Origin of the sequence: Enterococcus sp. DIV1368f, assembly GCF_051712245.1 — a bacterium.
Lineage (GTDB): Bacteria > Bacillota > Bacilli > Lactobacillales > Enterococcaceae > Enterococcus > Enterococcus faecalis.
Window position 1 is genome coordinate 1,379,211 of record NZ_JBIOON010000001.1, and the last position, 18,224, is coordinate 1,397,434.

Here is an 18,224-nt window from a genome sequence, read left to right on the forward strand (position 1 = left end):
AGCTATGATATAATAACAAGCGAGAGAAGTTTAGGAGGAAATTAGCAGTGAGTAAAAAGGACAAAAAGAAAAACCAAGCTCGTGAGCCATGGGAACAATCAATTTATGAACCTGATCAAAATGGTGGTGGTTCTCGTTTAGCAAAACGCCAACAGCAACGAGGAAATTCATTATTTCTAACTGTTTTAGTTATTTTGCTATTATTAATTATTGCCATTCCAATTGGGACTTTCTTATGGATGATGCAAGACAAGAAACCGAACGAAAGTGCTAGCAAAAATAGCCAGCCATCTTCTTCATTAGTCCAATCATCATCAAAAGAGAAGAAAAAAGAAAGTACGTCAAAATCAGTGGAAAGCTCAGAACCAGCAAGTAGCCAACCAGCTGAAAATACAACACCTTCAAGTTCAGATGCTGCTGCACAGCAACAACAGGACCAACAAGCACAACAACAGGACCAACAAGCACAACAACAGCAACAGCAACAACAAGAGCAGCAACAACAACAAGAAGCTCAAAATCAACAACAGCAACAAGCGCAGAACCAACAACCTGTTTATGATACCGTTCAAAGTGGCGAAGGGGCACGTCAAGTTGCCGAACGTAACGGAATGACATTAGAACAAATTTTAGCGTTAAATCCTGGGATTGATACCTCTGTGTTTTATCCAGGACAACCATTACGTATTAAATAATCCAGAAAAAGAGGTTTGGACAGCACTTTCAAGGGCTAAACCGCGACGGATGATTACATGAGAATGCCAATAAGCAGAAATTTCCGAAAGATGTTTTGCGTCTTTCGAGGGATTTCGGCTTATTGCTTTTTCGTTAGAGACTCGTCATCAGTTTAAATCCAAGTTCTTTTCTTCTGATTTTAATATAAAAGAAGAAGCGCATTTTAAAGGATGCATATCAGTTAAGGAGTTTTTTCATGGGGAAAATCAGTATTGCTATTGACGGACCAGCTTCGTCAGGCAAAAGTACAGTTGCAAAAATTTTAGCAAAACAATTGAATTATGTGTATTGTGACACGGGTGCCATGTACCGAGCGATTACGTATCTGGCCTTGCAAAATCAAATCGACATTCAAGCGGAAGAACCATTAGTAGCGCTTTGTGTCAACCACGCTATTTCTTTTCAGCAAGCAGAGAATGGCCAACGTGTTTTTATCGACGGTCATGAAGTGACCGAAGCGATTCGCCAGCCAGATGTAACGAATGCTGTTTCAGCTGTTTCAAAACATGCAAAAGTTAGAGAAGAAATGGTGGCGTTACAACAGAAAATTGGTCAAGCCGGCGGAGTTGTCATGGATGGTCGAGATATTGGTACTGCAGTTCTACCAAAGGCCGAAGTAAAGATATTCTTGGTGGCTAGCGTTGAAGAACGTGCAGAACGTCGTTTTAAAGAAAATCAAGAAAAAGGGATTAAGACGGATTTTGAAACCTTGAAGGCGGAGATTGAACGTCGGGATTATTTAGATTCAACCAGAGAAGTATCACCCCTTGTCCAAGCAAGTGATGCTGTGAAAATCGATACAACAGGGTTGACGATTGAAGAAGTCGTCGCCGCCATACAAAATGTGATTAAACAAAAAGGTTTTGAACTTTTTTAAAGAATTTTAAGAAAAATAGAAGAAATCGCTTTATTTTTTTACAAAAATCTCGTACTATGTAAGTATATATAGCTAAGTTTTGGAATTTTTGTTGGCATAGGAGGATAAGAGGCATGACAGATTTTGAAGACAAACAAGTAGCAAACAACGAAACAATGGAAGATGCAATGAACAGCGTTCAAGAAGTCAGTGTTGGCGATATTGTTAAAGGCGAAGTTTTAGCCATTGAAGACAAACAAGTTGTTGTCGGCATTGAAGGAGCGGGCGTTGAAGGCGTTGTTCCTGCAAAGGAATTATCGACTTTACCAGTTGAAGATGTACACGAACTTGTGAAAGTCGGTGATGTGTTAGATTTAGTTGTTATCACATCAATTGGCAAAGATAAAGAAAACGGCAGTTATTTACTGTCAAAACGCCGTTTAGATGCTAAAAAAGTTTGGGAAGAAATTGAACAAGATTTCCAAGCGGGCAAAGTAATCGAAGCACCTGTTACAAATGTTGTTAAAGGTGGTTTGGTTGTTGATGTCGGTGTTCGCGGATTTGTTCCTGCCTCAATGGTTGAAGATCATTTTGTTGCAGATTTTTCTGAATATAAAGGTCAAACACTAGCATTTAAAATTATTGAAATCGAACCTTCAGAAAACCGCTTAATTCTTTCACATAAAGCAGTTGTTGAAGCTGAAAAAGAATCGAAAAAAGAAGAATTACTTTCTTCTTTACATGACGGAGACGTTGTTGAAGGGAAAGTAGCTCGTTTAACAGATTTCGGCGCATTCATTGATTTAGGTGGCGTGGATGGTTTAGTTCATGTTTCTGAAATTGCTCATCAGCATGTGGGCAAACCAAGTGATGCGTTAACTGTTGGCGAAGATGTTCAAGTAAAAATTCTTTCAATTAATCCAGAAGAAGGACGTATTTCTTTATCTATTAAAGAAACATTGCCTGGACCATGGACAGATATCGAAACAAAAGCAGCCGCTGGGACTGTTTTAGATGGAACAGTAAAACGCCTAACAAGCTTCGGTGCCTTTGTGGAAGTTTTCCCTGGTGTGGAAGGATTAGTGCATATTTCTCAAATTTCTCACAAGCATATTGCAACGCCTCATGAAGTCCTTCATGAAGGGGATCAAGTACAAGTGAAAGTTTTAGAAGTTAATCCAGAGGAACATCGTATTGCTTTAAGTATCAAAGCGTTAGAACCAAAACCTGAGTCTCAAGAAGAACCAAAAGAAGAACAGGAATATGAATTGCCTGAAGAAAATACTGGCTTTACCATGGGCGATATTTTAGGTGACGCTTTATCTGATGCGAAAGAAGAGGAATAACACGTTACTTTCTTGAAATTTATGAGTTTGACATAGCCGTAAACAGATCGGCTATGTCAAACTCATTTTTTCTTGAATTGGTTAGAAAATCAGCAGAAACTAAAACTTTTCTTGCACTTTAAGGTTTGATTAGGTAAACTAGTAAGGATTGAAATTCTCAAGGAGGGAATCAAATGGCAAATCCAACTATTGCGATTGTCGGTAGACCGAATGTCGGTAAATCGACTATTTTTAACCGCATTGCCGGTGAGCGTATCTCGATTGTAGAAGATACTCCTGGCGTAACACGCGACCGTATTTATACAACTGGAGAATGGTTAGGGCGTGAATTTAGTATTATTGATACAGGTGGGATTGATTTAGGTGACGAACCATTTATGGATCAAATCAAACACCAAGCAGAAATTGCGATTGATGAAGCAGATGTGATTATCTTTGTTGCTAGTGGCCGTGAAGGAATTACTGATGCAGATGAGTTAGTAGCAAAAATTTTATATCGTAGTAATAAACCAGTGATCTTAGCTGTTAATAAAGTTGACAATCCTGAAATGCGTAATGATATTTATGAATTTTATGCTTTAGGACTAGGGGATCCTTTCCCAGTTTCTGGTAGTCATGGTTTAGGCATTGGCGATGTGTTAGACGAAGCAGTTAAACATTTTCCTAACACTTCAGAAGAAGAGGACGAAGATACAATTAAATTTAGTTTAATCGGGCGTCCAAATGTCGGTAAATCATCATTGATTAATGCTATTCTTGGTGAAGATCGTGTGATTGTTTCAGATATTGAAGGAACAACGCGAGACGCAATCGATACGTATTTTGAATCTGAAGAAGGTCAAAAGTTCTTAATGATTGATACTGCTGGTATGCGTAAACGTGGGAAAGTATACGAATCAACTGAAAAATATAGCGTCATGCGCGCAATGCGGGCCATTGAACGCTCAGACATTGTTTTAATGGTCTTGAATGCAGAAGAAGGTATTCGTGAGCAAGACAAGCGTGTGGCGGGCTATGCCCATGAAGCAGGTCGTGGTATTATTATCGTGGTCAACAAATGGGATACAGTCAAAAAAGATACAAATACAATGCGTGATTTTGAAGCGGAAATTCGTGATGAATTCCAATATTTAGATTATGCACCTATTATTTTTGTGTCTGCATTAACCAAACAACGTTTAAACAAACTGCCTGAACTAATTGAAACAGTAAGTATGAATCAAAACTTACGGATTCCTTCAGCGTTGTTAAATGACGTTGTAATGGATGCTGTAGCAATTAATCCGACACCAACCGATAAAGGAAAACGTTTGAAGATTTTTTATGCAACACAAGTGGCAGTCAAACCACCTACATTTGTTATTTTTGTCAACGAAGAAGAACTAATGCACTTTTCTTATGCCCGGTTTTTAGAAAATCAAATCAGAAAAGCATTTACGTTTGAGGGTACACCGATTAAAATCATTCCGCGACGCCGAAAATAGTGCATTCTACCATACTTTTTTTAGATATTCAAATAAATTTATCAACTTTGAGAAAAAATGATTATTTTTTGAAAAAACTGGTTAAAATACACTAAAAACCTTGCTATTACAACTTTCTTATGCTATCTTGTTAACAGAATATTGAACCAGATCAATATTTGCTGTCTGTTTTTGGACCACTCAAAAATAGACGGAACTTTAGGTGTGTAAAAACATCGTATCTCTTATAGAGGAGGTGAAATGATCCATGGCAAATAAAGCAGAATTAATCGAAAACGTTGCATCTTCAACTGGTTTAACTAAAAAAGATGCTACTGCAGCAGTAGACGCTGTCTTTTCAACAATTCAAGAAACTCTTGCTAAAGGTGAAAAAGTTCAATTAATCGGTTTTGGTAACTTTGAAGTTCGCGAACGCGCAGCTCGTAAAGGACGTAACCCACAAACTGGACAAGAAATTCAAATCGCTGCAAGCAAAGTACCTGCATTCAAACCAGGTAAAGCATTGAAAGATGCAGTGAAATAAGACAGACAATTAGAACCCTTGGTTTCCAAGGGTTCTTTTTTGAATCATACATAAAAAATGTTATTTTAAGAGGTGGTCGAAACAGCACGCTAAAAGGCTAAATTGTAACGAACCTTGGGTGAGAAAAACGTGCTTCGCTCCGAGAATCAAGCGGGAACGGTTCGACACTCGCTCCTTGCTTTTTTGATAAAAAGAGAAAGATTTGTGAATGAAGGACAAAAATAAGTTGTTGCCAGTAGCTGTTTTTTAGTGGTTATGCTAGACTTGGGGTGAAGGAAGAGGAAACAGTCTTAAGGTGGTGAATCAATGAAATACAACTATTCTAGAGGGGAAAACAAGGTCGCTATTATTTATGGAGAAACATTTGCTTCTGTCCTAAAAAAACGACCAGTAACGACGGAGTCAATCGTTGTTTTGGCGAATCAGCGTTACTATGATCTTTTTTCGGAGAAGATTAATTATGCCTTTGGGGAACAGTTGGGATTAAACTGGTATATTTGTCGCAATGATGTTCATTGCAATGACTTATCAGAATTAGAAAGTGTGTTACGTTTCTTAGCTGATTGGCCAGAAAATCAGGATGTTTTATTGATTGGTTTGGGTAATGAAGGGGTACTACAATTAACCGCATTTTTGCATCAAGTAAGTAAGTGTTCCTCCAAATGTTGGCTGATGCCTGTGTCTGTTCAAGCATTACGCCAAGGACTTTTACCAAGTGTCACAATTCAGCAAGTACAGCATGCAACTATGCATATAGAAAATCATTCAGAAGAAATTTTGTTTGATAGTACCTTGACCAATAAAAAAGGTGCCGCTCCTTTAATTGATTTGCTCGTTTTTATTCGAGCGGGTCTTGTCTGTGATTATGCTTATTTACAAATGCTATACCAAACGTATCCAGATAAAAAACGGTTGAATCAAACGTCATTTAATGGTATTTTAGACGAGTTGTTATCCTTTTATGAACAAGCAGGGGAAAAAGTGGATCAATTTGGCCGAGTTTTTGAAGCGGCCTTTGCTACAACCGAAAATGGCCATTTGTTATCAGGTCCTATGAAACGATTATTGGGATTATTGTTACAAGTTTTATGGAGCCAGCAAGTCAATCACTTTGACTTTCAATTTAAAAATTTTATCGTTTGGTTTATTCGCTTAGGTTTTCCGGTGGCGTTTCCAAAAGAAATTTTAAGTGCTGATTACGCAGAACAAGTCTTGGCTCACACAGAAACACTAGGTCCTCCTATGGTGTTGGAAAAAATCGGTCAACTAGGAGTAGCTTTAAAGCCAACGCCCGATCAACTGTTAACAACGATTGAAAGATACCAAGAAATTTTAAAAGAGATTTGAGGGGAAATTATGTCATATAGTGAAAAAATGGTTCAAGCATTACAAGCTGAAAATTTAGCAGAAGCACAGTTGATGTTTGAAGAAGCATTAAAGAAAGATGATGAAAATACCTTAGCTGATTTAGGGGAAACGTTATTATCTTTAGGTTTTCTAGAAGAAGCCAAACAAATTTTCCAACAATTGTTGGAACAATTTCCCGATGCAGACGGCTTAAACATTCCATTAGCAGAAATCGCCATTGAAAATAATGAAATAGATGACGCATTCATCTATTTAGAAAAAATTCCAGAAACTAGTGACAGTTATGTCCAAAGCCTCTTAGTCACTGCGGATTTGTACCAAGTTTTAGGGATTCCAGAAGTCAGTGAAGCGAAATTAAAAGAAGCAGCCAATCTTATGCCAGAAGAGCCGTTAATTCAATTTGCTTTGGGAGAACTATATTTTACAAATGGTCAATTTGTCGAGGCTATCACTCGTTATCAAAGCATTGTAGAAAGCGGGACAGCGCAAATCTCTGCTATTTCCTTGAATGAACGCTTAGGAAGTAGTTACAGCATGTTAGGTGATTTTGAAGAAGCAGTTCCTTATTTGGAAGCCGCGGTCAAAGAAGAACAAACAGATGATCGTTTATTCCAATTAGCTTTCACTTATTTACAGTTACATGAGAATCAAAAAGCCATTGCGTTGTTCCAGCAATTAAAAACACTAAACCCACATTATCAATCACTTTATCTATATTTAGCGGAAGCGCTCCAAGAAGAAGAGCAATTAGAGGAAGCAAAAGCGGTGATCGAAGAAGGAATTGCGGAAAATCCCTTCCAAGTAGAGTTATACCAATTTGCCTCTGAAAATGCCTATCGCTTACACGATATTGCTGGTGCTGAAAACTGGTTGTTAAAAGCTTTGGAATTAGGTGAGAAAACAGATGAAAGTCGTTTGACCTTAAGTAATCTCTACATCACGGAAGAGCGTTTTGAGGAAGTAATTACTATCTTAAATGATTTAGAGGAAACGGATCATCCTTATGCTGAATGGAACTTAGCAAAAGCGTACAACGAATTAGAAGACTTTGCCGTCGCTAAAGTTCATTACGAACAAGCAGCGCAAGAATTGTCTCACGAACCAGAATTTCTAAAAGAATACGCATTGTTCTTACGAGAAGAAGGCGAACTTGAAAAAGCAAAACACTTGTTGCACCATTATTTGGAACATGAACCTGGTGATGTCGACATGCAATCTGTGCTAGCAGATATGGAAGAAAGATAGGAAACAACGATGTTTGTTAGTTTATCAGAAAAGAAAAAATTTTTAACTTGGTTAGTAAATACCGTGCCTTTTGGAAGAAGAGAAGTACTGTGGATTTTAAATTACTTATTAACGCACGATGCGATTTTAAATAATGTTCATTTTGTTGAGAACGTAGAGAAGACTGATCGAGGGATCCGCGTGGTAGCAGATGGTTTAGGTAAGGAGCCGTTATTGCTTTTTATCCAAGCACAAGAATTTACAGATCCGGAACAAATTTTTCATGAGATTCGGATGAATTGGAGGAAAGCTCTTTATTTAGAATGTGTATTTCCAGAGGCTTGGCAAACGAGCCAGTATTTATCTGTTTTAGAAGATAATCCGTTTGCGCCATGGAATGAACAAGTGGATCAGGAAGTTGCCAGAGCGATTGATCAATACTTTAAGCAAGAAGAACAAACGCAACGAATGGCATTAATTAAAGCTCAAATTGATGATGCTTTAGAAACAGGCAACAAAGAAGCGTTTTTAGAATTATCCGATGAATTAAATCGTTTGAAACAACAATAAATAAAACCCAGCATTTTCAATAAATGCTGGGTTTTATTTATTGTTTTAATTTAAAGCGCCGTTGTTTGCTGGGTTTTGCATAAGTAAAGCCTTCGCCAATTGCTTCATGTACGTTAATGATGGACACAAAGGCTTTTTCATCTATTTCATTAGCAATCCGTTTGACTTCCATTATTTCTCGAGGGCTGACTACCGTGTAGAGAACCCGTTTTTCCACTTGTGAATAAGCACCTTCACCATTTAAATATGTTACCCCACGTTCTAAAGAAGCCATTAAACTTTGACCGATTTCTTCGGAATGATTGGAAACAATTAAAATTCCTTTCGCAGCATAGGCTCCATCGAGTACAGAATCAACAACACGACTGAAAACAAAGGACACAATTAAAGTATACATCATTCGTTTGACATCAATATAGGTCAACGAGAGGAGTAAGACTGCAACATCAAAAAGTAACAACGAGCGGCCCATGCTAATCCCAAAGTATTTTTCGAAAATGCGGGCAATGACGTCGGTCCCACCAGTGGTTCCGCCTACGCGGTAAACAAGGCCACTACCGAATCCTGCGGCCAAACCAGCTAAGAGAGCAGCAATCAATAAATCATGATCTAAATTAATTTCAACAGGAAATTTTTGCCAAAACCACAAAAATACCGATAACGACACGGTGCCAATTAGCGTATAATAGAGGGAACGTTTGCCTAAAATTTTACCACCAATTAATAAGAGCGGAATATTGATTAATAATGTCGTATATGCTGGGTTAAAATGAAATAAGGCTCTTAAAATCAAAGTAATCCCCGTGACACCACCTTCGGCTAGGTCATTGGCAATATTGAAAGTAACCAAACCAAAGGCATAGATACAGCTTCCTAATACAATAAATAACACATCTTTAAAATAAAATCTTTGTTCTTCCATTTAATCACGTCCTTTTACAGTATAAACTGTATCATTCTCTATATAAAACAACAAGTAGAACCTTTCCAGATAGCCAAGTTTTTGATAAGATGTAGGAGGTAGAGTAAGAAAGGTTGGGGTAAAATGTCAGAATCAGAACAACGTAGTTTGCAATCGATGCAAACAGAAGTTGATGATTATATTCAACAGTTTAAAACAGGCTATTTTTCACCATTAGGACAAATGGCTCGTTTGACGGAAGAGGTCGGAGAATTAGCCCGTGAAGTCAATCATTATTATGGTGAAAAACAGAAAAAAGCAGACGAAAAACCAAAGACAGTATCAGAGGAACTTGGAGATGTCTTTTTTGTATTGATTAGCATGGCAAATTCTTTAGAGATTGATTTAACCGAAGTTTTTGAAGAAAATATGGCCAAATTTAACAAGCGGGATCGCTATCGCTTTGAAAGAAAGGATGGGAAAACACATGATTAAAATAATTGTCGCTGGGTTTAAAGGACGGATGGGCAGTACTGCTACCCAAATGGTCTTAGAAACCGCAGACTTTGAATTAGTAGGTGTGTATGATCCTCATGAAGCACAAGAAACTGTTTCTTTCGATGATGAAACCGCAATTCCCGTTTTTCAGCGCTTAGAAGAAGTCCTAGCTGTCAAACCAGATGTTTGGATTGATTTTACGGTTCCTGAAGCCGCCTATCCAAATACGCGTTTTGCGTTGGAACACGGTATGGCGCCTGTTGTTGGGACGACAGGCTTTACGGAGGAACAAATCAACGAATTGACAAACCTATCTCGAGAAAAAGCCATCGGCGGCTTAATTGCGCCAAACTTTGCAATTGGGGCAGTTTTAATGATGCAATTTGCCCAAAAAGCGGCGCAGTATTTTCCAGATGTGGAAATCATTGAATTACATCATGATAACAAATTGGATGCACCGAGCGGAACGGCTATAAAAACTGCAGAAATGATTCAAGAAGTTCGGCTAGCAAAAAAACAAGGGAATCCGCAAGAGGTAGAATCAATACCAGGGGCACGCGGGGCTGATTTCGAGGGTCTGCGAATCCATAGTGTCCGCTTACCTGGTTTAGTGGCACACCAACAAGTCCAATTTGGCAGTGTAGGTGAAGGGCTCACTATTCGGCATGATTCTTATGATCGGCGTTCATTCATGACAGGAGTGGCGTTAGCTTGTCGGCAAGTGGTACAGAGAACAGAACTACTTTACGGATTGGAACAGATGCTATGAAATTGACAACTATTCCAAACGAATTTAAAGAAGCCGCTCCCGTTATTCGTGAAATCAATGCACAGGGCTTTGAAGCGTATTTTGTCGGGGGCAGTGTCCGTGATGCTTTATTAAATAAACCAATCCATGATGTCGATATTGCGACAAGTGCCTATCCAGAAGAAATCAAGCAAATTTTTAAACGAACCGTTGATGTGGGCATCGAACATGGCACAGTCCTTGTATTGATGGAAGACCAACAGTATGAAGTAACAACCTTTCGTACCGAGTCAACTTATCAAGACTTTCGTCGACCAGATGAAGTCACCTTTGTTCGCTCCTTGAAAGAAGATTTAAAACGACGAGATTTTACGATTAATGCCTTGGCGCTTGACAGCACAGGCGAAATCATTGATTTATTTGATGGTATCGAAGATTTAACTGGTCAAACCATTCGTGCAGTCGGTAATCCCCATGAGCGGTTTCATGAAGATGCTCTGCGGATGATGCGGGGCTTACGCTTTGCTAGCCAATTAGATTTTAAAATTGAAGAAAAAACCTTAGCCGCTATTGCTGAATTTCATCCTTTATTGGAAAAAATTTCAGTAGAACGCATTACAATTGAATTTGTAAAAATGCTTTTAGGGGTTAATCGACAAGGTGGCTTAGCTCCGTTTATTGAAACAGAATGCTATCAATACTGTCCAAAATTACGAGAACAAGGGGCTGGACTTTTTCGTTTAATGGACTTGCCTGCTCTTCAAATTGAAACAGAAGCAGAAGCGTGGACGTTACTTATCCAATCATTGAATTTACCAGAAGCAGAAATTCGCTCCTTCTTAAAGGCTTGGAAACTTTCAAATCAATTAATCCAAAACGTTTCACAATTAGTACGCGGTTTGCGTTTTCGCTTGAGTAACGACTGGCAGCCAATGATGCTTTATGAATTAGGCGAAGAATCAGCAGTACTTGTTGAAAGGCTTTTATATTATTACCAACAAGAGAGTCAAGTACAAGTAACAAAAGAGTTAGTTAAGGCATTACCCATCCACCAAAGACATGAATTGGCCATAACAGGAAAAGACCTTTTAGCCGTCTTAGAAGAAACACCAGGCAAATGGTTAGGGGAACTGATTGCTGAAATCGAGCAACACGTTGTTGAAGGTAGCTTAGAGAATAAACAAGAAGTTCTGCTTTCGTTTGCCAAAAAACAACGTTCAAAAGGAGAGAAAGCATAATGCCAACAGAAATGTTTACAAAAGAATTTTTGGTGAAAGAATCACAAACGGCTAAAATGCTCGGTTCTGGTGACTTAGAAGTTTTAGGAACCCCTGCTTTAGCTGCCATGGTTGAACAAACAGCCAAAGAAGCTGTGAAGGAGCAATTATCAGTTGGGGAAACAACTGTCGGAACGGTGTTAGAATTGCGCCACTTATATCCATCCGCGGTAGGGGCGACAATCGTTGTTACGATGACCAGCATTGAACAGACTGCACACAAAATACGCTATGAATTTGTTGCTTATGAAGGAGAACGACAAATTGCCAAAGGTTCTCACCAACGTGCAGTAGTTGAGATTGATTCTTTTTTAAAAAGAATAACAAAAGATTAAGAATCTACAGCGAAAGTTTGTGACCGTTTATCAAAAGTATGGTAAACTAATAATGTAAGAAATTATTTTTAAGTAAGGAGATTTGTGCTATGGCTAGAGAAATGACAGGACTTAAATTTTATTTCAGAAATGGTGAAACTTGGACGATTGATCGTCGTTTTATTGGTGATTTATGGATCAAACATATTACAACAAGTTTTGGCCGTATCCATGGTAGTGAATTTGTTGAAATTCATCCATGTGAAGGGTTCAAAATTGAAATTTTCCAAGAAGGAGATCATGTTCAAACCCACGATATTAACTTAGGTGGCTTAGAATTAGGGATGTTCTCTCGTGCTTTAAAATATGAAGATATCGAACGTATGGAAATTCTTTACAAAAATGGCACACCAGATTTAGTTTATTTCCCTTACAAAGATAAAACAGATGAGGGCTTGGATAACATCTATCAATCTACAAAAGTCAGCGAAAAAACTAAAAACTTATACATTGTTATCGACCCAACACAAACAGTTGACGATGTATACGCTGAAGAATTAAAATAATTTTTGCTCCACAGGAATCAGTGAAATGACTGGTTCCTGTGGCTTTTTTAGTCTTTTGGCGAATAAAATAACATTGGTTTTAATGGAATAGTCGAAAAAATAAGCGAATAAGTGTTGACACATGTTTTTTCTAGCGGTATACTGTTAACAATTCTTAATTAAATCAGTTTTGGAGTGATTCTTATGACAACAACGAAGAAAAACCATACACAACTGAATAACTTTTACTTTAGCTATTTTAGATAGGTTTGTATTCATAACATTATGGGTACAGACAACAAACGTTTGTATCTATAATGGCTAGGGAAATTTAAGATGACTTTCAGCCATGTAGATTTAAGAAAATCTATAGTGGCTTTTATATTGCTTTTTTGTAGGGTATTCACTGTAGATTTTTCTTAAAATTTACTGTGAATATCCTTTTTGTTTGGCCAAAAATTAGGATTTCAGAAACTTACTAAAAAAATTTCGTAAAGGAGCACACAGGATGAAAGAAATAACTGGATCTACTCGTTTAGCTGGGCTATTCGCGAAACCCAGCCAACACAGTATTTCACCGTTGATTCATAATACAGCATTTCAAAATTTAGGAGTTGATGCTCGGTATCTGGCGTTTGACGTTGGACAAGAGACATTGCCACAAGCAATTGAAGCGATTCGAACGTTTCACATGTTAGGGGCCAACTTATCAATGCCCAATAAAGTGGCGGCTGTAAGTTATATGGATGAACTAAGTCCTACCGCTCAACTGGTTGGCGCAATTAATACGATTGTCAACAAAGATGGAAAACTTTACGGAGACAGCACAGATGGTACTGGTTTTATGTGGAGTTTGAAAGAGAAAAAGGTTGACGTTTTTCAGAATAAAATGACCATCTTAGGAACAGGTGGTGCAGCCTTATCAATCATTGCCCAAGCTGCTTTAGATGGCGTGAAAGAAATCGCCGTTTACAACAGGAAAAGCGCGGGGTTTAACGACAGTCAAAAAAAACTGGCAAATTTCACTGAACGAACCAACTGTGTAATCCATTTAAACGATTTAGCGGATACTGAAAAACTAGCAAAAGATGTTGCTGAAAGCGTCTTGTTAGTTAATGCAACGAGTGTGGGTATGCATCCACATGCGCATAGTAGTCCTATAGAAAATTATGCAATGATTCAACCAAAGTTATTTGTGTATGATGCTATTTATAATCCCAGAGAAACACAGTTATTAAAAGAAGCCCGTTTACGTGGCGCAGAAACAAGCAACGGCTTGGACATGCTACTTTATCAAGGAGCTGCTGCTTTTGAACAATGGACAGGACAAAAAATGCCTGTATCAGTCGTAAAACGTAAAATTGAAAATAGATAAAAAGAGCGCCGTTTAAAGGCATGAGGAGAGAATATAATGATCGTAATTATGAAAGAAAATGCAACCGAAAAGCAAATGAAACAAGTCATTGATTTAGTAACAGGTGCAGGCTTAACTACTCAAACAAGTCAAGATAATGGAAAAACAGTGATAGGCTTGATTGGTGATACAGAAAAATTAGTTGAAGCAGAGTTAACAGCATTAGAAGGCGTGGAAAAAAGTGTCCGCATTTCGTTGTCTTACAAACTAACGAGTCGTTTATTTCATCCAGAGAATACAGTGGTTGATGTGAACGGTGTTAAAATCGGTGACGGCAGTATGACCATGATGGCGGGCCCTTGTTCAATCGAAAGCTTAGATCAGATTCGTGAATGTGCGCGAATTGCTAAAGCTGGCGGTGCAACAATTTTACGAGGTGGTGCATTCAAACCTAGAACGTCGCCATACGCTTTCCAAGGACTAGAAGAAGAAGGACTGAAATACATTCGCCAAGCGGCTGATGAATTAGATATGCAAGTCATTACAGAAGTGATGGATGAAGCGAATTTAGAACTTGTCGCAAAATACAGTGACATTTTACAAATCGGTGCGCGCAACATGCAAAATTTCAAGTTATTACAAGCGGTTGGTAAAACTGGAAAACCTATTGGCTTAAAACGCGGGATTGCCGGTACGATTGATGAATGGCTAAACGCAGCTGAATACATTGCTGCGCAAGGAAATTTCAATGTGATCTTCATTGAACGTGGGATTCGTACGTACGAATCCGCTACGCGCAATACACTTGATTTAAGTGCGGTGCCTTTAATTAAAAAATTAAGTCATTTTCCAATTATTGTTGATCCGAGTCATGGTGTTGGTATCTGGGATTTAGTACCGCCAATGGCCCGAGCAGGTGTTGCTTCAGGTGCGGACGGCTTGATTGTAGAAATTCACCCAGATCCAGCGAATGCGTGGTCAGATGGGCCACAATCCTTGAATGAAAAAACTTACCTACGTATGATGAAAGAAGTTCATATCATCGAAAAAGCAATGAAAGAAATTAATGCTTTAGAAGATTAGTAAAGACAGAGGAGTAGAGGACATGAAATTAACCGTAACGTTACCTACACATTCATATGATTTAACCATCGAAACAGGTGCCTTAGATAAAATTGGCACTTGGGTACGTAGCCTGTGGCAGCCACAACGGGTAGCGATTATTACCGATGAAACGGTGAATAAATTATATGGCGCAGCTGTTGAGAAAGAATTGCAAGCTGCTGGTTTTGAAACATCATTGATTGCTGTAGCGGCAGGTGAACAAAGTAAGAGCCTCGAAACAGCTCAACTGCTTTATGATTTTTTAGCGGAACAGCAATTGACTCGAAGTGATGGTCTAATTGCTTTAGGTGGAGGCGTTGTGGGAGATCTAGCTGGATTTGTCGCTTCAACCTATATGCGCGGCATTCACTTTTTGCAAGTACCAACAACCTTACTGGCACAAGTAGATAGTAGCATTGGAGGTAAAACAGCGGTTAATACTAAAAAAGCCAAAAATCTTGTCGGTACTTTTGCCCAACCAGATGGGGTTTTAATTGATCCTAATACACTTAAAACATTAGAACCTAGACGTGTGCGTGAAGGAATTGCAGAAATTGTAAAATCAGCAGCTATCGCTGATGTTGAATTGTGGCATCGTTTATCCTCTTTGGAAAATGAACAAGATTTAGTGGTACATGCAGAAGAAATTATCACGGCCTGTTGCAAGATTAAACGTGATGTCGTCGAAGAAGATGAATTAGATTTGGGCTTACGTTTGATTCTGAATTTTGGGCATACGATCGGCCACGCATTAGAAAATACAGCTGGTTACGGGGTGATTGCTCACGGTGAAGGCGTTTCTTTAGGAATGATTCAAATAACTCAAGTCGCAGAACAACGAGGGCTTTCCCCACTTGGGACTACCCAAGAGTTGGTCACCATGCTAGAAAAGTTTCATTTACCAGTAACGACAGATCGTTGGCCAGAAGGACGTCTCTATCAAGCAATTACACATGATAAAAAAACACGTGGGGGACAGATTAAAATCATTGTCTTAGAAAAAATTGGTCAAGCGAAAATTGTCTCTTTACCAACGGAAGAAATTCGAGCATTTTTAAATAGAGAAGGAGGAATTTAAGATGCGCTTTATTACAGCAGGCGAATCACATGGACCTGAATTAACTGCTATTATTGAAGGCTTACCAGCCGGCTTGCCTTTAAGTAGCGAAGAGATTAACCGAGAATTAGCAAGACGTCAAGGCGGTTACGGTCGTGGGGGACGGATGAAAATTGAAAAAGACCAAGTACGTATTACTTCGGGTATTCGGCATGGTAAAACACTTGGCTCACCAGTAACGTTGATTGTCGAAAACAAAGACTGGAAAAATTGGACCTCCGTGATGTCAGTAGAGCCAGTTCCTGAAAAACAAAAGAAAATCCGCCGCGTCAGCAAACCACGTCCAGGACATGCTGATTTAGTCGGTGGCATGAAATATCAACATGATGATTTACGGAATGTTTTAGAACGGTCTTCGGCACGAGAAACAACGATGCGTGTGGCGATTGGTGCGGTTGCTAAAAAACTCTTAGCTGAACTGGATATCCAAGTCGCTGGGCATGTCGCGGTATTAGGCGGGATTGAAGCTACGATTCCTGAAAATTTAACGATTCGTGAAATTCAAGAACGATCTGAACAATCTGCCGTTCGCGTATTAGATCCTTCCGTAGAAGAAAAAATGAAAGAACTAATTGACCAAACCAAGAAAAATGGCGATACAATTGGTGGGGTAGTAGAAGTACTTGTGGGTGGCGTTCCAGCTGGCTTAGGTAGCTATGTTCAATGGGATCGTAAACTAGATGCCAAAATTGCGCAAGCTGTTGTAAGCATCAATGCTTTTAAAGGTGCTGAGTTTGGCATTGGATTTGAAATGGCACAACGCCCTGGTAGTCAAGTGATGGACGAGATTGTTTGGGACGAAAGTACAGGTTATACCAGAACTTCCAACAATTTGGGTGGTTTTGAAGGAGGAATGACCAACGGAATGCCAATCATCGTTCGTGGTGTCATGAAACCTATTCCAACCCTTTATAAACCATTACAAAGCGTGAATATTGATACAAAAGAGCCTTATAAGGCCAGCGTTGAGCGCTCTGATAGCACGGCGGTACCGGCCGCTAGCGTTGTTTGTGAAGCCGTTGTTGCAACGGAAGTAGCGAAGGCTATGCTCGAAAAATTTGATAGTGACTCATTTGAACAAATGAAAGAAGCAGTGAAACGTTATCGTCTATATACTCAAAACTTTTAATGGAAGAAAGTCGCAAGTATATGGAGGAAAAAAATGAAGAAACGTATTTTAATCGTAGGATTAGGGCTAATCGGGAGTTCACTGGCTTTGTGTATCAAAAAAGGACATCCCAGCAGTGAGATTATCGGTTTCGATAATCAAGCGGATACAACTGAATTTGCTAAGAAAACGGGTCTAATTGACGAGGTAGCTGAATCTTTAACAAGTGGGGCAAGACGAGCAGAGATTATTTTTCTTTGTTCCCCAGTTAAAGCAACTTTAGTACAACTAGAAGAATTAAACCAATTATCACTAGAAACTGCTCTGATCACAGATGTGGGTAGTACCAAGGTGGAAATTAATCAGTTAGCAACAAAGCTTAACATGAAAAATTTTATTGGTGGTCATCCAATGGCTGGTTCACATAAATCCGGCGTAACAGCCGCTGATGAACGTTTGTTTGAAAATGCCTACTATATTTTTACCGATGACCATGGCGAAAAAAGCAAACAGATTCAGGAGTTACAAACGTTACTAAAAGGAACGCATGCGAAGTTTATTACGATGCCTGCACAGGAACATGATGAAATTACTGGTGCTCTAAGTCACTTGCCACATATTGTTGCCGCAGCTTTAGTGAACGAAAGTCAGCAACTGAATACCACTTACCCTAGAGCACAGCAGCTAGCGGCTGGAGGATTTAGAGATATTACTCGAATTGCTTCCTCTGATGCAACGATGTGGACGGATATTTTATTAAGCAATCGCTTAGTATTATTGGACTTACTAGAAAATTGGCAAAAAGAGATGACTACTGTTTGCCAATGGTTAACAGAAAAAAATGCCCCAGCTATTCGTAATTTTTTTGATAAGGCCAAAGAAACACGTGCTCAGTTGCCCATTCATAAAGAAGGCGCAATCCCCGCTTTCTATGATCTGTTTGTTGATGTACCAGATCAACCAGGAATCATTGCTGAAATTACGCAAATTTTAGGCGAAGCGGACCTTTCTCTTACAAATATTAAAATTTTAGAAACGAGAGAAGAAATCTATGGGATTCTTCAATTGTCTTTTAAAAATCAACCAGACTGCCAAGCTGCAAAACAAATTTTATCTAAAAAAACGAACTATACGTGTTATGAAAAATAAGAG

Annotated in this window: 19 protein-coding genes; 18 read left to right on the forward strand and 1 reads right to left on the reverse strand. The window is 38.8% G+C overall.

Going from position 1 to position 18,224, the window contains the following annotated elements:
• The first annotated feature begins 47 nt into the window (after positions 1-47).
• The 8 genes from IGL07_RS06925 to IGL07_RS06960 all read left to right on the forward strand — a co-directional run bounded on the left by IGL07_RS06925 (position 48) and on the right by IGL07_RS06960 (position 8,106).
• Positions 48-695 carry a LysM peptidoglycan-binding domain-containing protein gene (locus IGL07_RS06925; RefSeq protein WP_010710394.1) on the forward strand — a complete coding sequence of 216 codons (648 nt, stop codon included), beginning with the start codon at positions 48-50 and terminating at the stop codon, positions 693-695.
• Positions 696-931: 236 nt separating this feature from the next.
• Entirely contained in the window at positions 932-1,612 is a 681-nt protein-coding gene (gene cmk / locus IGL07_RS06930) for a (d)CMP kinase (protein ID WP_010817276.1), read from the forward strand.
• 113 nt (positions 1,613-1,725) lie between these two features.
• Positions 1,726-2,937: a 30S ribosomal protein S1 gene (gene rpsA, locus IGL07_RS06935; protein ID WP_002360341.1), complete on the forward strand. Its 1,212-nt coding sequence runs from the start codon at positions 1,726-1,728 to the stop codon at positions 2,935-2,937.
• 173 nt (positions 2,938-3,110) lie between these two features.
• Positions 3,111-4,421 (forward strand): ribosome biogenesis GTPase Der, encoded by a 1,311-nt coding sequence (gene der / locus IGL07_RS06940; RefSeq protein ID WP_002357608.1) that lies wholly within the window; start codon positions 3,111-3,113, stop codon positions 4,419-4,421.
• Positions 4,422-4,668: 247 nt separating this feature from the next.
• A complete protein-coding gene (locus IGL07_RS06945; RefSeq protein WP_002357604.1) occupies positions 4,669-4,944 on the forward strand; it encodes an HU family DNA-binding protein in 276 nt (91 codons plus the stop codon).
• Positions 4,945-5,250: 306 nt separating this feature from the next.
• A complete protein-coding gene (locus IGL07_RS06950; RefSeq protein ID WP_002377426.1) occupies positions 5,251-6,291 on the forward strand; it encodes a hypothetical protein in 1,041 nt (346 codons plus the stop codon).
• Between the two features lie 9 nt (positions 6,292-6,300).
• Positions 6,301-7,557, forward strand: coding sequence for a tetratricopeptide repeat protein (locus IGL07_RS06955; RefSeq protein ID WP_002377424.1), 1,257 nt, complete (start codon positions 6,301-6,303; stop codon positions 7,555-7,557).
• A gap of 9 nt (positions 7,558-7,566) precedes the next feature.
• A complete protein-coding gene (locus IGL07_RS06960; protein WP_002361802.1) occupies positions 7,567-8,106 on the forward strand; it encodes a ReoY family proteolytic degradation factor in 540 nt (179 codons plus the stop codon).
• Between the two features lie 37 nt (positions 8,107-8,143).
• Here the strand turns inward: IGL07_RS06960 and IGL07_RS06965 are convergent, their stop codons facing one another.
• The gene (locus IGL07_RS06965) at positions 8,144-9,028 is read right to left on the reverse strand and encodes a YitT family protein (RefSeq protein ID WP_002357595.1); all 885 of its coding nucleotides are present in this window, start codon (positions 9,026-9,028) and stop codon (positions 8,144-8,146) included.
• Positions 9,029-9,151: 123 nt separating this feature from the next.
• Between IGL07_RS06965 and IGL07_RS06970 the strand changes: the two genes are divergently transcribed.
• From IGL07_RS06970 to IGL07_RS07015, 10 genes are all read left to right on the forward strand, one after another.
• A complete protein-coding gene (locus tag IGL07_RS06970) occupies positions 9,152-9,502 on the forward strand; it encodes a nucleotide pyrophosphohydrolase (RefSeq protein WP_002363944.1) in 351 nt (116 codons plus the stop codon).
• Complete coding sequence (gene dapB, locus IGL07_RS06975) at positions 9,495-10,274, forward strand: 4-hydroxy-tetrahydrodipicolinate reductase (protein ID WP_438747274.1); 780 nt, start codon at positions 9,495-9,497, stop codon at positions 10,272-10,274. Before IGL07_RS06970 ends, dapB begins: the two co-directional genes overlap by 8 nt.
• On the forward strand, positions 10,271-11,491 hold the full coding sequence (locus IGL07_RS06980) for a CCA tRNA nucleotidyltransferase (protein WP_025189529.1): 1,221 nt from the start codon (positions 10,271-10,273) through the stop codon (positions 11,489-11,491). The genes dapB and IGL07_RS06980 overlap by 4 nt, the downstream gene beginning before the upstream one ends.
• Entirely contained in the window at positions 11,491-11,865 is a 375-nt protein-coding gene (locus IGL07_RS06985; protein WP_002398291.1) for a thioesterase family protein, read from the forward strand. Before IGL07_RS06980 ends, IGL07_RS06985 begins: the two co-directional genes overlap by 1 nt.
• A gap of 89 nt (positions 11,866-11,954) precedes the next feature.
• Positions 11,955-12,410: a hypothetical protein gene (locus tag IGL07_RS06990; protein WP_002357586.1), complete on the forward strand. Its 456-nt coding sequence runs from the start codon at positions 11,955-11,957 to the stop codon at positions 12,408-12,410.
• Positions 12,411-12,897: 487 nt separating this feature from the next.
• Positions 12,898-13,764 carry a shikimate dehydrogenase gene (aroE, locus tag IGL07_RS06995; RefSeq protein WP_002377421.1) on the forward strand — a complete coding sequence of 289 codons (867 nt, stop codon included), beginning with the start codon at positions 12,898-12,900 and terminating at the stop codon, positions 13,762-13,764.
• A 36-nt stretch (positions 13,765-13,800) separates the two neighbouring features.
• Positions 13,801-14,826: a 3-deoxy-7-phosphoheptulonate synthase gene (gene aroF / locus IGL07_RS07000; protein WP_010817279.1), complete on the forward strand. Its 1,026-nt coding sequence runs from the start codon at positions 13,801-13,803 to the stop codon at positions 14,824-14,826.
• 22 nt (positions 14,827-14,848) lie between these two features.
• Positions 14,849-15,925 (forward strand): 3-dehydroquinate synthase, encoded by a 1,077-nt coding sequence (gene aroB / locus IGL07_RS07005; protein ID WP_010817280.1) that lies wholly within the window; start codon positions 14,849-14,851, stop codon positions 15,923-15,925.
• A 1-nt stretch (position 15,926) separates the two neighbouring features.
• Positions 15,927-17,093, forward strand: a complete 1,167-nt coding sequence (gene aroC / locus IGL07_RS07010) for a chorismate synthase (RefSeq protein WP_002357582.1) — start codon at positions 15,927-15,929, stop codon at positions 17,091-17,093.
• Between the two features lie 33 nt (positions 17,094-17,126).
• Complete coding sequence (locus IGL07_RS07015; RefSeq protein WP_010817281.1) at positions 17,127-18,221, forward strand: prephenate dehydrogenase; 1,095 nt, start codon at positions 17,127-17,129, stop codon at positions 18,219-18,221.
• Positions 18,222-18,224: the final 3 nt, after the last annotated feature.